The 13869-nt window shown below is 51.7% G+C and carries 14 protein-coding genes; 3 read left to right on the top strand and 11 right to left on the bottom strand.

Annotated features, from left to right (window positions below):
* The 4 genes from M2298_RS22730 to M2298_RS22715 all read right to left on the bottom strand — a co-directional run.
* On the bottom strand, positions 1–1253 hold a 1253-nt coding region (locus M2298_RS22730; RefSeq protein WP_481752859.1), incomplete at its 3' end, for an alpha-helical endospore appendage domain-containing protein.
* 77 nt (positions 1254–1330) lie between these two features.
* Positions 1331–2029 (bottom strand): hypothetical protein, encoded by a 699-nt coding sequence (locus M2298_RS22725; RefSeq protein ID WP_173597632.1) that lies wholly within the window; start codon positions 2027–2029, stop codon positions 1331–1333.
* Positions 2030–2189: 160 nt separating this feature from the next.
* The gene (locus M2298_RS22720; RefSeq protein ID WP_173597633.1) at positions 2190–2516 is read right to left on the bottom strand and encodes an alpha-helical endospore appendage domain-containing protein; all 327 of its coding nucleotides are present in this window, start codon (positions 2514–2516) and stop codon (positions 2190–2192) included.
* 43 nt (positions 2517–2559) lie between these two features.
* On the bottom strand, positions 2560–3645 hold the full coding sequence (locus tag M2298_RS22715; protein WP_173600211.1) for a glycosyltransferase family 2 protein: 1086 nt from the start codon (positions 3643–3645) through the stop codon (positions 2560–2562).
* Positions 3646–3799: 154 nt separating this feature from the next.
* On the opposite strand from M2298_RS22715, the gene M2298_RS22710 reads away from it, so the two are divergent.
* The 3 genes from M2298_RS22710 to M2298_RS22700 all read left to right on the top strand — a co-directional run bounded on the left by M2298_RS22710 (position 3800) and on the right by M2298_RS22700 (position 7306).
* On the top strand, positions 3800–4900 hold the full coding sequence (locus M2298_RS22710) for a glycosyltransferase family 2 protein (RefSeq protein ID WP_122963795.1): 1101 nt from the start codon (positions 3800–3802) through the stop codon (positions 4898–4900).
* Positions 4901–4904: 4 nt separating this feature from the next.
* Positions 4905–6479 carry a glycosyltransferase family 2 protein gene (locus M2298_RS22705; protein ID WP_173597634.1) on the top strand — a complete coding sequence of 525 codons (1575 nt, stop codon included), beginning with the start codon at positions 4905–4907 and terminating at the stop codon, positions 6477–6479.
* A gap of 323 nt (positions 6480–6802) precedes the next feature.
* Complete coding sequence (locus tag M2298_RS22700; protein WP_280649128.1) at positions 6803–7306, top strand: S4 domain-containing protein; 504 nt, start codon at positions 6803–6805, stop codon at positions 7304–7306.
* Between the two features lie 209 nt (positions 7307–7515).
* Here M2298_RS22700 and M2298_RS22695 read toward each other — a convergent pair whose 3' ends face one another.
* The 7 genes from M2298_RS22695 to M2298_RS22665 form a co-directional block, all read right to left on the bottom strand.
* Positions 7516–8352 (bottom strand): N-acetylmuramoyl-L-alanine amidase, encoded by an 837-nt coding sequence (locus tag M2298_RS22695; RefSeq protein ID WP_280649127.1) that lies wholly within the window; start codon positions 8350–8352, stop codon positions 7516–7518.
* Position 8353: 1 nt separating this feature from the next.
* Entirely contained in the window at positions 8354–8749 is a 396-nt protein-coding gene (locus tag M2298_RS22690) for a phage holin family protein (RefSeq protein WP_063226740.1), read from the bottom strand.
* Between the two features lie 121 nt (positions 8750–8870).
* Positions 8871–9182: a hypothetical protein gene (locus tag M2298_RS22685; RefSeq protein ID WP_122963791.1), complete on the bottom strand. Its 312-nt coding sequence runs from the start codon at positions 9180–9182 to the stop codon at positions 8871–8873.
* A gap of 444 nt (positions 9183–9626) precedes the next feature.
* The gene (locus M2298_RS22680) at positions 9627–9743 is read right to left on the bottom strand and encodes a CD1375 family protein (RefSeq protein ID WP_267901895.1); all 117 of its coding nucleotides are present in this window, start codon (positions 9741–9743) and stop codon (positions 9627–9629) included.
* The gene (locus M2298_RS22675) at positions 9743–9934 is read right to left on the bottom strand and encodes a hypothetical protein (RefSeq protein WP_122963790.1); all 192 of its coding nucleotides are present in this window, start codon (positions 9932–9934) and stop codon (positions 9743–9745) included. The genes M2298_RS22680 and M2298_RS22675 overlap by 1 nt, the downstream gene beginning before the upstream one ends.
* Positions 9934–13542: a DNRLRE domain-containing protein gene (locus tag M2298_RS22670; RefSeq protein WP_280649126.1), complete on the bottom strand. Its 3609-nt coding sequence runs from the start codon at positions 13540–13542 to the stop codon at positions 9934–9936. Before M2298_RS22670 ends, M2298_RS22675 begins: the two co-directional genes overlap by 1 nt.
* A gap of 54 nt (positions 13543–13596) precedes the next feature.
* On the bottom strand, positions 13597–13869 hold the full coding sequence (locus tag M2298_RS22665) for a hypothetical protein (protein WP_280649125.1): 273 nt from the start codon (positions 13867–13869) through the stop codon (positions 13597–13599).

Below are 13869 nucleotides of genomic sequence, written 5' to 3'. Positions count from 1 at the left end.
GTCGCTCCCGTAACCCCAGTTGCTCCCGTAACTCCGGTTGCTCCTGTAGCTCCAGTTGACCCCGTGGCTCCGGTTACTCCCGTGACTCCGGTTGATCCCGTAGCTCCAGTTGACCCCGTGGCTCCGGTTACTCCCGTCTCTCCTGTCGCTCCCGTGACTCCGGTTGACCCCGTAGCTCCGGTTGCTCCCGTGACTCCGGTTGCTCCCGTAGCTCCGGTTACTCCCGTGGCTCCAGATTCTCCCGTGGCTCCGGTTACTCCCGTAGCTCCAGTTGCTCCCGTGGCTCCAGATTCTCCCGTGGCTCCAGTTACTCCCGTAGCTCCAGTTGCTCCCGTGGCTCCAGATTCTCCCGTGGCTCCGGTTACTCCCGTAGCTCCAGTTGCTCCCGTGGCTCCGGTTACTCCCGTCTCTCCGGTTGCTCCCGTGATTCCGGTTGCTCCCGTGACTCCGGTTGACCCCGTGACTCCGGTTGACCCCGTCTCTCCTGTTACTCCCGTGACTCCAGTTGACCCCGTAACTCCAGTTGACCCCGTGGCTCCAATTGACCCCGTGGCTCCGGTTGCTCCCGTAGCTCCAGTTGACCCCGTGGCTCCGGTTACTCCCGTTGCTCCAGTTGACCCCGTGGCTCCGGTTACTCCCGTAGCTCCAGTTTCTCCCGTAGCTCCTGTAACTCCGGTTGACCCCGTGGCTCCAGTTGCTCCCGTAACTCCGGTTGACCCCGTAACTCCAGTTGCTCCCGTAACTCCAGTTGACCCCGTAACTCCAGTTGATCCTGTGTCTCCGGTTGCTCCCGTGGCTCCAGTTGACCCCGTGGCTCCAGTTACTCCCGTGACTCCAGTTGCTCCTGTCTCTCCGGTTGCTCCCGTAGCTCCTGTAGCTCCAGTCGCCCCCCTCCCCGCCCCTGTCGCTCCCGTTGGACCTGTTGCTCCGGTTGGACCAGTCGGCCCCTGCATGGTGGAGGCGCTCAACACCGTCTGCAGCTTCGCCTGGAGGAGCATGTCTTGTTTGATCGTCGCATCGACCATTTCTCTTACGCTCTGGTCAATCGCCAGCAAATCATCTATCGTCGCTCCCGCAGGTCCACTCACACCAGGAAGCGTTCCTAGGACATACTGAATTTTTTCGCCTTCCGCATTCAAGATATGGCTTAGCCCCAATTCCTCCATGGCAAAAGAAGACAGCAACAAGTTAATGGCGTCTTCGCGCGTAATCGTAATTGTCGGGCTGATATTTGGGATATTTGGAAATGACAAAACTCTCCCCCCTTCCCCGTGAAAAGCGCAGCCTCCCATTCCGCTTATTCAAATAGCCAAAAGAACACCATCCAACCTCACGGATTCTTCTTCCACTTCTTGGACTGGACCACAACCTTGTGGCTTTTGGTCACGGCGGGCAGTACCTCCCTGTTTAACCAAGGAGCTTGATAATGGCGATTTGTCTCGATAACGGAACGGACGCTCCCCCCGAGATCGCCGTACTTTTTCAATGGCAGGACAATGTCCTTCAATTTCGCTTTAAAAGCAGAAGAAAGCGCGCTCGAAGGCGAACCATACCTTTCCAACTGCTGCAAAGCCGAACCAAGCATGGAGCGTTTTTCCCGCTGTGCAGCTTCCCCCTCAATCCCTCGATTGGCAAAAGGCACTCCCCAAAAATCCGCTTTCCGCACACAAATGCGAAAAAAATCATCCAACTGTTCGAGCAAATGAATAAGCTGCTGCTCGGACGATCGGTGACAGGGCGACGTTTGCTGGAGAGCAATGACATGCAAAATGATCTGTTCCACTAGGCCAATGGCCGCTAGACCAAACGAGTACACAGCCGTCCATGACCTTTTGCAAACCTCCGCAACCTGCTCCGATTTCTCTGCCATATGATCTTGCCATGCAAAAAAAGAAGCCATCCCCTTTATCCGGCTAAAAGTTATCCAATGCAACATAATCATCGCTTCCAGCCAAAGACTTGACGATTTCAGCGCCTGGAATAAAAGTGGGATCGCTTCTTCCTTTGGATGTGTTTTGGCGGCAAGCAAAAAAGCTTTGGTGTGACACGCTTGGCATTCCGCCAGAGAAGCCATGGCTTTTTCCATGGCGAAGGCAGCGGCCAAAAGCCGCTCATATCCGTCTGTTCCCCCTGTCGTTCCCTGGCGATTCGTCCAATGAACCACACCTGCAAGCATTCGGTCAAACGAGCTATTCCTCATGACAATCCTCGGCAGGATCTCCCGAATCGCCCGGCTTTCGTTCCATTTCCAAAATATTATCCAGCTTGAATTGCAGCAAAATTTGCTTGCTGATGATGCTGCGCAGCATTCTTTCGACGCTTTTGTTAATGCGCAGCATATCTTCCAGGCAAACCTCCTCTTTTTGCAGCAAACGCTGAATTTTTTCCCCCTCCGCATTCATAATATGAGACAGGCTGATTTCCTCCATGGCGACAGAGGTAAGCAACAGATGAAACACTTCCTCGCGCTTCAGCGTGATGCGCGGCGTTATGTCAGGCACATTTGGCAACGACATGTCTCATGACCTCCGTTTCCAGCCGCCGGAAAAAGCAATTCTCTCACACAGACGGCTGCGCTTCTTCCCGGCTGGCAAAGTACCTTTCGTTGTGCAAAACGCTCGGATGCGTAGGATGGTGCAGCTTTGACATCTCGTGGTGAATTTTTGCCCTTCCGTACTCCCCGATCTGATCATAGCAGTAGCACAACTGCAAATGAGGCAGCCACGACCAGGCAGGTTCATCTGTCATCCCCATCATGTTTGGTGGCCGTTCAAGCAAAGTCGCTTGCCGGAACCAGTAAATCGCTTTATGAATATCCTTTTTCTCCAAAAAATAAGCCCCTACCTTGCAGCAAAATTCCGCCCGCGGCGCGTCAAAAGCCAATGTTCTCACCAGGGACTGAATCTGTTTTTCCGGCTGCTGCAAGTTCGCATAACATTCCGCTTGTTTATAGCAAGCCATAATCTGGTCCTCGATCCAGCCCTGTCCGCCATCCAAAAAGGCTTGATATTGCTCGGCCGCTTCTTGATAGCGGCCATGATCGTAAAGTTCGTTGGCGAAGTAGTACTGATCCCTGGGGGAAAACAATTCTTTTCGCTCCTGCCGCCGCAAATAAATTTGCAAATTGCGGTCGGTGTACGCCTTCTCCTTGCGATGCGTGACCGCAATGTCGCTGTGATAAATCTCCCCTCCCACCTCCAAATATTCGTGGACAGCGCCGTGCCAGACAAATTGGCGTTGCCGCTTCACCAGCCGATTTCGCCGCAGGAACTTCACAGGCTGGCCCCGATCGTCAAAGGCAAGGTGATAAGGCATGGAAACACTGTCGTACTCAAAAGGCTCCATTTTCCGCAGCGCCAAAAACCGTTCCCGGTCAGCTTCTTCCAACACATCGTCGGCATCGAGCCAAAAAATATAGTCTTTGCTCGCCTGGCTGAAAGCAAAGTTGCGCGCTGCTGCAAAGTCGTCGATCCACGCAAACTCAAACAGCCTCGCCCCGAATGACCGGGCAATTTCGCGCGTCTGATCTTCAGACCCTGTATCTACAATGATGATCTCATCCACCAAATCGCGCACAGTCGACAAGCATCGACCCAGTGTCTGTTCTTCATTGCGAACGATCATGCACAGGCTGACTGTGAACATGCAGATCGCCCTCCTTAGGCGCAAAATCTTTTTTACATCCTATTTTCCGGCCAAGCCCAATATGTATATCGCTCCTCACATAACTTTGGCTTTCAAAGAATAAGGTTTATCGAAAGCGTGATGAAAGAACAACCCAAAGAAGGTGATAGCGTCCATGACACCTCCGCTCATTTCGCTATGCATGATTGTCAAAGACGAGGCCGATCAGATCGAAGCATGTCTGGGAAGCGTTCATTCTGTTGTAGATGAGATCATTGTCGTCGACACAGGTTCAACAGACGGCACACAGGAGCTTTGCCGCAAATACGGTGCGAAAGTCATCGAAGCTCCGTGGGAAAACAGTTTTTCCAAAGCGCGGAATATCGGATTGAAAGAAGCCCGCGGGGAATGGGTGTTGTGGCTCGATGCGGATGAGCGATTGGAGGAAGCAGATCAGGAGGCGTTGCGTCAGGCGGCCATTGCAAGCAAATCGGACGTTCTGTTTCTCAAGCTCCTTCATTACCAAGGCCCGAAAAAAGAAACGGCCTCTCTGCATCTGGCAAGCCGCAACGCGCAAATCCGCCTTTTTCGCAACAAAAAGGGGTTTCAATTTGCAAGGGATATTCATGAAGTGCTGCAATGGCCCGAAACGGTTCCGCAGGACGGGGCGATCCCGCTGATTCCTGTCCGCCTTCACCATTATGGCTACATAGAAGAAGTTGTTACGAAGAAAAACAAAGCCAGACGCAACCTGAAGCTGCTTTTGGAAGAGAGGGAAAATCCCGATCGCGACCCGTGGTGCGACTACCACCTGGCCAGCGAATTTTATCGCGCGCAAAAATGGGAGCACGCCTTCATTCTCGTCAATCAGGCGCTGGAAGGCTTTTTGGGCAAAAGTCAGTTGCCGCCGTCTCTTTTTTACAAGCTAAAATACGAGATTTTGTTCCGGCACGGCAGCATGCGGGGGGCATGGCCCGGCATCGAATGCGCCATTCGGCTCTATCCGGATTACGTGGACCTGCATTTTTACAAAGGGGTTTTCTTGATGGAGCACGGGCTGTACGCCGAAGCGATCCAATCGTTCGAGCGTTGCCTGGAGATCGGGGAAGAGCATTGGGAGCATCTCAGTCAGCAAGGGATGGGCAGCTTTCATGCCTTGCACTATCTCGGACGTTGCATGGAGCGTCTGGGCAAATCAAAAGAGGCGCACGTATACGACCAGACCTCGGCCAACATGGTGCGTACATGTGCCCACACGCCATCGACCAAGGGGTGATAAAATGACGACGCAAACGCGGATTTTGATTGGAAGCCCGGTTTGCCAACAACCGGACGTGCTGCGCATGTTTTTGTTTTCGCTGGAAAAGCTTTCGACTTCCGATATGGCCGTCCACTACCTGTTTGTTGATGACAATAACGATCCTGCTTCGAGCAGACTCCTCCACCATTTTGCCGAAAAGCACTCCGGCCAAGTGGAGATCATCCGCAGCCAGGAAGCACCCTCCACCTACTCTTGCAACGAGACAACCCATATTTGGACAGATGAACTGGTCTGGCGGGTAGCTTCCTTCAAAAACCAACTGATCGAGCGCGCCAAATCAGGCGGCTACGACGGGCTGTTCCTCCTCGACTCGGACTTGCTGCTCCAGCCAGCTACGCTGGAAACTTTGCTCGCATCGGAAAAAGACATCGTCTCGGAAGTTTTCTGGACGAGTTGGACGCCAGACACGCTGCCAGTTCCCCAGGTTTGGCTTACGGACCAGTACACGCAGTATGAAATCAACCATCGGCTGGAAAGCATCTCTGCCGAGGAACAATACCTCAGAAAGTACGCCTTTTATGGAAAGCTGCGCGTTCCCGGCCTGTATGAAGTGGGCGGCCTCGGCGCTTGCACCTTGATTCGCCGGAAGGCATTGGAATCCGGCGTGAACTATTCGCGTATTCACAATGTCACGTTTTGGGGAGAAGATCGCCATTTTTGCATACGGGCTGTGGCGCTAGGGTTCTCTTTGTTCGTAGACACCCACTACCCCGCGTTCCATCTGTACCGGGAAAGTGACTTTGCGGAAGCGACCGTCTGGATGAAACAAATTTACGGTTCCGCTCCGATTCGCGTCAAAAAATCCCCCTCTCTTGCCGTGCCCGCTGTGCCCACGTCCCGTCCCAAAATTACTTTGTCCATGGTCATCCACAACGAGGCAGACAAACATCTCGCCCACGTGCTCACCAAGCACAGGGAGTACATCGACGAAGCCGTTATTATCGACGACGGCAGCACAGACGACAGCGCCGAAATTTGCCATGAGCTGCTAAAAGGCATTCCCCTCCACCTCGTCCGAAACCCGACGCCGCAATTCACCAACGAAGTCGCCCTGCGCAAACAGCAATGGAAAGAAACCATTTCTCACCAGCCAGAGTGGATCGTCAACATGGATGCCGACGAAGTTTTTGAAGACGGGTTTGCCACAGGTGTACATGCGCTGCTCTCCAGACAGCATGGCGATGTGTGCTGCTTCCGCCTGTATGATATGTGGACTGAATCCCACTACCGTGAAGACCCGTATTGGCGCGCCCATTATGTATACCGCCCATTCATCGTCCGCTACCGCCCCAACCTTCGCTATCTGTGGAAAGAACAGCCCTTGCACTGCGGACGCTTTCCCGGCAATATTTTCGAGCTGCCTTCCTTTCTCAGTTACTACCGGGTGAAGCATCTGGGCTGGTCATCTGAAAAGATTCGCCAGGAAAAATACGCCCGCTACAAGCTGCTGGACCCAACCGCCCTGTATGGCTGGAAAGAACAATACGAATCGATTTTGGACGCCGAGCCAAATCTCGTGCCGTGGAGAGAATAAATGGTTGGTAACATTAACCATTTGTGGTAAAATCGTTTACAACTATTTGGATAGGAAGGTACGGGTGCGACGTATGCCAACAACAACTTTGTAATGGCCTAAAAAACTGGATAGCCTTGCTCCTGGAAAAACAACGCGTTTTTTCGCCCAGGTGCAGTCTGCCCTTTTTTCCCATTACAAAGGAACGTAACGAAATCTGTAGGCTGTCCTTCTTACGGAGATTCGCTATGGGGAATCTCCGTTTTTTGCGTTCAAAAAAGCCAGTCTGCAAGACATCCAAATAGCAGGTACGTTCCTTACCCTTTTTCACGAGGTGAAGGATCATGCTAGTCATGGAACATACGTGGGTATTAACTCAAACGCCATGCAATCTCCCCGTGCTGCGGTATTGCCGGAGCTGCGGACGCACCGTACCCTTTTTCGATACCAGCATTCGCCGGCACAACGCCAACGGCAAAAACATTTATCGTTTCGCCATCTACAAATGCGAGCGGGACCACACATGGAACGAGAAGCTCGCCATATACAAATCGTTTACGGAGCATGTAGAAGTACCGGAGCAGGAGACAATGGCAGAAAATCTCGCCTTGCCCGTCCTCCCTGTTCTCGATTACAAAAAGCAAGGCGTGCAGGAAGTCCGCATCACGATTGAAAGCGCAGATGCGCGGTATCGCCTCGACAAGCTGCTCGCCAGTCGACTGGATGGCTGGAGCCGCAGTCAAATCGTGCAAAAGATCAAGGATGGCCGCATCCGCGTCAACCAGCGGGAAGCGAAGCCGAGTGCGATTTTGTCCGCCAGCGACGTCATCGTCATTGTGATCGGCTGACACTTGCTTGCACCATATTCAATAGCAAAAGGGGCTGTCCCAAAAGTCGAATTTTCGGCTGAGCGACGCCCTTTTTCCTTTCATACGCGTCGATGAATCAATGTTTCCGCTTGCTTGACGTTAGCTAATTCGCCTTTTTGGGCAGCTCCTTTGTGCTCTGTTGGGTCGTGCTGCCAACGCCGCTTATTTTCGCCTTCTGTTACTCAGGCTTATCCTCGCAGCACTACCGTTTTCCTCGCTGCGTCCCAGCTCACTTCCATCCCTAGCAGGGCAGCCACCTCTCTTGCCGGAGCATAAGCGGTTCCATTTTCATGGAGACAATTCAGTTCGTGACCGTTCACCGTTACCGTTTTGGTAGTCGGCTCCCACCCGACCGTTGCTCCCGCTGCCTCCGCGACCAGCCGGACCGGAACATAGGAAGTTCCTGCAATCAGCTTGCCTGTCGTCGCCAGCGTCAGCTCGACAGTGCAGTTATCAACAGGTGCCTGTGGTTTTTGTGGAAAACCTGTTAGCAACCTGTGGACATCCTGTTTAAAACTTTCCCAGGCAGCTTGCGCATTTTTGCCAAAATAAGCTTGCGCCGTGCGCTCATCGACAAAAAAGGCCGGGCAGTTTTTCCCGGTAATGTCGTAATGCCGCCACAACTTATCCACAGCCCAGCCATAACGTTTTAAAAGCTCTGCTGTCAAAGCTACGGTCTGCTCGTACATTTTGGTAAAGCTGCCGTCCGCGTTGACACACATCTCGATGCCAATCGTGCAATCGTTCGGGTACGCGCTCAGCTTTTGCAGCGCCTCTGACTTGTACGATTTTGCCCCCACGTGATAGCCCATTTCCGTCTCAGGCAAGCACCTGATGATTTGCCGGTCATCCACGATGTAGTGAGCGCTGGCTTCTGTCGTCGGCTTGTTGAAGTAGTTCCGGTTTGCCACCGCATCGGCGCCTTTTTTCTCGTTGGCTGTCCAGTGGATGACCAGTCCTTTCGGGACAATCTTTGTACCTGGTCTGGCCGTTGGGTTCGTCAGTAGCATTTCTGTGATTTGCATGTTATTTCCCTTCCCCTCTCCCTTTTAGTACCTCTACTGCTCGCTTAATCAATTCGGGAACGGGCAGGCCAATGCGTCCCGCGTTCTCGATAATGCTTAGCAGCTCATTTGCCAGGTAAAAAAAGATCGTCGCGTCGCGGATGAAATTTTGGTCACCAAGCGACATGTCGATCAGATGCGCAATCGCGACCATGCAAAAAATGAACAACTTCCGCGCAATGCCGATCATACCGACCTTGCTTTTTAACTTTCCTTCCATTCCGGCTGCAATCAGGCCAGTGACAAAATCAAAAATGACGAATGCGAGTAGCACACTGAGCAATGCTGACCAGCCGCCAAAAAGAAACGAGGCTGCTGCGCCTCCGATAGCAATTCCTGTTTTGATAAAGTTGTCCATTCGCTCTTCTTCCTCTCTCCCCTCGGTGCAGTAAAAATTGCCCCGATAGGCTCGGGGCTGGCTCTCGGTCTTGGTGATAAAAAAATACCCTCGGTTTTACCCGAGGGCCGTTGATGGCGTTTTAAAATGGACCACTTAATGGTGTTTCATACGTTATGTTCTCGTGTTTATCCTTTACTGCCCCGGGAACAAACTTTACTTGATAGAAAAACCCGGTATGCCAAGTATCAGGATTATAACGCATGTAAACCTTGAGAATGGGCTTTTCCGGATCGGTTGTATCCCATTCAATACTCTGGTTCCAATTTTGTTTTTTTAAGTTGGCTCCAGTATGACTGTTAATGTGGGTAATGAGCTGATCGATATCAGTAATGGATAAGGTGTCCTCTGATAATTCTTCATTGAAGCTAATCAGCAAAATACTCGCATTCATAACAGTGATTGTGCCAACTGCCGGGCTGGTATCGCTATTCTCGACTTATCCCCTTCTCTCCAAGAGGGGTTTCGTTCGAGCCTACACCGCGCGAGCGACTTTCATCGCACACGGCGTTCCATCAACGGATAAAAAGCAAAAAACCTACAACGGGCAAATGTGATTATAAGCTCATTGCGTATAACTGGTCCTCTAACTAAAGTTATGCATTGAGACAAATTTGAAGCTAACGGAAAGGAGCCATTCAGTAGCTCCCCCATGAAAAACGCCCTCTCCGCTTGGGAAAAGGCGCTATGCTACTGGTGCTCCATCGGCACTCAGCCTGATAGCTTCCAGGTCTTCTTTTACTGCCAGCTTCAAACCAGTTGGCACACTGTCGTATGTGCGGCGGCCAATACGATCAGAGCTACCTAGCCCCGAAAAGATATGAGCCGGATGCCCAGATTAACCAGTGCTGCTTTCAGCATCAAGCATCGCCTGTACTTCCTCTTGAAGATGTGCGGGAACTTGGTCCATCTTCCGCCTGCCAGCCTTGACCAAACTGTAGTAAATTGCTGCCACTAAGATGTCCCTCCCATCTGCTCTTTCAATAGAAGCAACTCCTCATACAGTTGAGCAGTTGCCTCCATGATTGTGAGCTTGTCATTTTTTTCGGCGACCAGTTCCGCCTCCAGCCTGACAATCTTTTGTTCCGGCGTTTCCTGCTGCTTTTTGCGAATTTCCGTGATGGACTCTTGATTGCTGAACTTCATCAGTCAAAAGCACCCCCATATCCATAGACGTGGACGCGTTGTGTGGCAGAACCTTTTGCAAGGGTGACCCATACGCAAATAGCCCAGTCGGCTGCTGTCTTCGTCTTGTTTGTGAAAATGTAGCCGCGGCCACCGATTACGGCATTGCGAGCATCTTCCCAGGTAGGCGTAGCATCGAGATAGTTATTTGTGACCAGCACACTCTCGATCTCAGAGTCGGGCGGCAAGTATCGCTCCAGCGTGAACAGGATTCGCTCCGGCATGCCGTCTACGGTAAAGAAGGCAGCGACATCCGGGTTGTTGTAGTCCAGCATGAACTCCAGATGTGTCTCGGTGCGGGTAAAAGTGTAGACGCGCTCAGCTGAAATGCCTGCGCTGTCCGTAGCAACGATCTTCAACTGGTGCTGTACGTCGAGATCAAGCTTGATCCATGCATCATGTGTCAGCTCGAAGGTGTTCTGCTGACCACCTGTCCCGGCGAATGACCTGACTTGCTGGCCATTTAGGTACTCGGTGAAGGTGAAGGAGTTGCCTTCCGGGTCTGCGGCTGAATATGTGACTGTCGGCCGCTCCGTAAGCGTTCCAAGGTCGCTGTTCTGGCCGCTGATCGTCGGCGGACGGTTCCAGACCACGCGGAACTTGCGCGTGACTTCCGCGCTTTTGCCGCCTTTGTCGTCTTCGGCCCAGACTGCCAGCGTGTGATCGGTGTTCTCCGCCAGATCGACGCCAGCGACATCGACCGCGCCGTCCCACATCCTTTTGCCGCTGTACCTCAGATCGCGAGCAAAAGAAAGAGGCGTGCTGCCGTCAGAGATACCGGATTGCAACGCCCGTGCTGGCCCGCTATTGATTTTGTACCACGTTGTTACCACGTTGCCTGGATCGCCGTCCAGTGTACTTCCCGCGACTGAGAGAGTCGCGTTTTCCGTCAATGTCTGGTTGTCAGGCGTAGTCAGCGTAACGACTGGCTTCTTGTTCAGATTCAGCACGCCGTAGTATTTGACGGCGCCGGATACCTGGTAGAATGTCGGCGGAACCGAGAAGTCCGTGGTAAACGTCGGGTCATAAAACGATGCCGGGACTGTACCCGCGCCAACAACGAACGGACCAGAGTATGAGACAAACTCGTTGCTCGACTCGATCCGCTTGATATACCCGCCGTCCTCGTACGTGATGATCAGCTTGCCGTTTTTGTCGCTGGTGATGCTGGCGTTCTGGCCTTTGACCAGCTTTCTCGGCGTGGCGAGCCAGGTCGTTCCGTCTGTTGAATTGCTGTACCTGATATACGGGTTAACCGTGTCGCTGGAGTCAGTACCGTGCCAGATGACGTGCAGCTTACCGGTTGGTGATTTGCAGGAAATCGGTTGAGACTGGGGGTACTGATAACCAATCGTGTATATCGTCTTATGCTTCCATCCGTCTAAAGCTCCCCAGTATGCATCTGTGAACCCTGCTGACTTTCCAAAGCAAAGCACTCGATTACTCGCGTTATTTTCAGAATATGTCACAGTAATCATGATTTCTGTATCAGTCATAAGTAGACTCGGTGTTGATAGTGACTGGTTTACATGATTGCTTCCGGTTACTCGCTCAATAGCACTCGGTGTACCAAGCGATCCATCCGCCAAAATAGGTATGCTGCCAGCACGAATGTTGAAGCTGTTCGGGTACATGCTGTTTTTCGTGCTGGCTGCCCACCAGAGGCGGGTGCCGTCTGGAGTGATGGCGAGCGAGCGCGATCCTTGATCTTTTTGAGCACTATCTACAGTGACGCCGACAGTATTTCCATCATAGGTCGCTTGAGCAGCCAAGCAATCAAGCGCGAATATCCTTGTTGCACTGTCGGATACCATTCCTATAGCGTATAGGATATATAATTTGGTGCCTTTAGCTTGAATGCTTGCTTCTGCTACGTTGATGCCTGCAATTTTGGTTAGTTGCGTCCAAGTCTTGCCGTTATCCGAAGTCTTGTAGACATATAGAGGATAACCGGAAACGCCTCCCTCTCTTGCTATCCCAACCAACCACCCATTGGTCAACCGAACAGGAGGAGCCATCTGCGACACGAGATAAGCCTGGTTGACGACGTTGACCGGGACATACATCTTGCCGTCTTCCTGCTGCACAGTGAAGTTCCGCGTCACCTTGGTTGAGTCGTCGCTGCCATCGTTGGCCCATATTTGTATTGATGATGCCTCAGCTGGCAGTAAGCCAGAAACATCGGTTGAACCGTCCCAAAAGCGTCCCTGCGCGTATGTCAGTACCTTGCTGAACGATTTCGCTGTTGTGCCGTCTGATGTTCCAAGCGCGATACTCTGCGTCGGCCCGCCGCCGATGGAATACTTGACTGATAGCGCCTGACCAGCGTCTGCATCGGAGACAGTGCCTTCCAACTTGTAGGTGCTACCTTCCGTCAATGAAAGATTATCGGCAGGGTTCGTAAGCGTGAGAGTTGGCGGGTTGTTGGCGATCGGTTCGAGTGCAATTGCTGTGGCCATACCTGCTGATGTCCCGTTAACCTGACTTGACATTTCAGACGTAGGCAGAGAACGGGATTTGTATAGATACCTATAAGATGATTCGATCGCTCCTGCCCCAAGAGCAGCGACATCTAATGCCTCCGTTGTACTCAGCGGGTTTGTGAAATTCACTGTTCCTGATGGTGATTGATTTATTAGAACCATCATTACATTATCTGTCTGTGCCGCGAATCCGCTTGGTGCGAACGACGAGACAGGAGAAGTGTAAGTAGAACCAACATAGGTTTGCACTTGTTTCACGTTTCTATATAAGTGAAACGCCACGCTCCACGCTGTTGGGCCCGAGGTGTTGGAAAATACTTGCCCGCCGTCACCAGATTGAACAAACTTATAAGCCACTGCATACCTAGTGGTTCCAGAAGTGCCGGTTGTCAGCATAGTCCAGCCTGACGGTAGATTAATTGTGCCCGTTGATGATGAATTGATCTCAGCTATTAATAAATCCCCTACCGTTGTACCAGTAGGCAGAGGAACCGTAATGGACGCGACACTCGAACCAGCGCCTGCTGTAGAATTCCCCACATACTCCACCTGTTTTTTGCCTGTTGTCGGGATGGTGTAGTCGATGATTATATGTGGCTTATACAAAGCTTCTGACGAATGTGCACTTCGAGTAGTACCTGCTACAGACTCATCAAAGTCCTTCAACATTAGCCCAAAGTTTTTAGCCCCATTCACCCATTCTTGCACCAGGTTTTTTATGTCAATCGAAACAGTTTGACTTGCGGGATAACTGGAAAAACTACTCTTGATCGTTGGGTCATAGCTTGGCTGCAAGTTCCAAGTTGTATTATTGTCCCACGCATCAGTTACCCGATGAATATTCGTTTGTCTAGTTATTCCATTACTGTTATTAAAAAGATATAGTGTCGCACTGTTGATAATCGCATCATTTGGCACTAACCCTAAGTCAAACTTCAGCAAAGCGCGAAGCTTGTCATTAACCCCGTTGCTCCCGTTTCCCCACTGGATAGTAGGAGCAGTCCCAAAAGGGGTTGTTGATGACGCTTGTGAAACAAAAGTATCGGTTATAATCGTGTTTGTATTATCTAAAGTTATTACCGGCATGTTCCTCCCCCTTTCCAAAAGAAAAAGCCGCTCGGTTGAGCGACTGTTGTACAACTATACCTCCAGCCTGCTTTGCGCCTCGTTGTAGTAACCGCGTATCACTTTAATGCCGCTGATCGTGCTCAGATCATCCTTGAAGTGGTTGTACAAAAAGTTCTCCGGCAGCGTGCTCTCGATCACGTTCATACGTGTCTTCAGGTTCGATACGTCTGCGGTGAGTACGGCGATCTGTGCGTGCGCGTCTGCTATGCCTTGTTCCCAGCGGTTAATATCCACCTCCGTTACTGGATCATCTTGCTTCCAGTCCATCTTGACGTTGTACGGCAT

This window comes from Brevibacillus sp. 1238, assembly GCF_029892995.1.
Lineage (GTDB): Bacteria > Bacillota > Bacilli > Brevibacillales > Brevibacillaceae > Brevibacillus > Brevibacillus parabrevis.
This window is presented reverse-complemented; position numbering and strand designations above follow the sequence as displayed.

Coding starts and splice junctions, on each gene's coding strand:
- M2298_RS22720 (WP_173597633.1), bottom strand. CDS start 2,516: ATGTCGTTGCCAAATGTGCCTGACATAACGCCGCGCATCACGCTGAAG.
- M2298_RS22715 (WP_173600211.1), bottom strand. CDS start 3,645: ATGTTCACAGTCAGCCTGTGCATGATCGTTCGCAATGAAGAACAGACA.
- M2298_RS22710 (WP_122963795.1), top strand. CDS start 3,800: ATGACACCTCCGCTCATTTCGCTATGCATGATTGTCAAAGACGAGGCC.
- M2298_RS22705 (WP_173597634.1), top strand. CDS start 4,905: ATGACGACGCAAACGCGGATTTTGATTGGAAGCCCGGTTTGCCAACAA.
- M2298_RS22700 (WP_280649128.1), top strand. CDS start 6,803: ATGCTAGTCATGGAACATACGTGGGTATTAACTCAAACGCCATGCAAT.
- M2298_RS22695 (WP_280649127.1), bottom strand. CDS start 8,352: ATGCAAATCACAGAAATGCTACTGACGAACCCAACGGCCAGACCAGGT.
- M2298_RS22690 (WP_063226740.1), bottom strand. CDS start 8,749: ATGGACAACTTTATCAAAACAGGAATTGCTATCGGAGGCGCAGCAGCC.
- M2298_RS22685 (WP_122963791.1), bottom strand. CDS start 9,182: ATGAATGCGAGTATTTTGCTGATTAGCTTCAATGAAGAATTATCAGAG.
- M2298_RS22675 (WP_122963790.1), bottom strand. CDS start 9,934: ATGAAGTTCAGCAATCAAGAGTCCATCACGGAAATTCGCAAAAAGCAG.
- M2298_RS22670 (WP_280649126.1), bottom strand. CDS start 13,542: ATGCCGGTAATAACTTTAGATAATACAAACACGATTATAACCGATACT.
- M2298_RS22665 (WP_280649125.1), bottom strand. CDS start 13,869: ATGCCGTACAACGTCAAGATGGACTGGAAGCAAGATGATCCAGTAACG.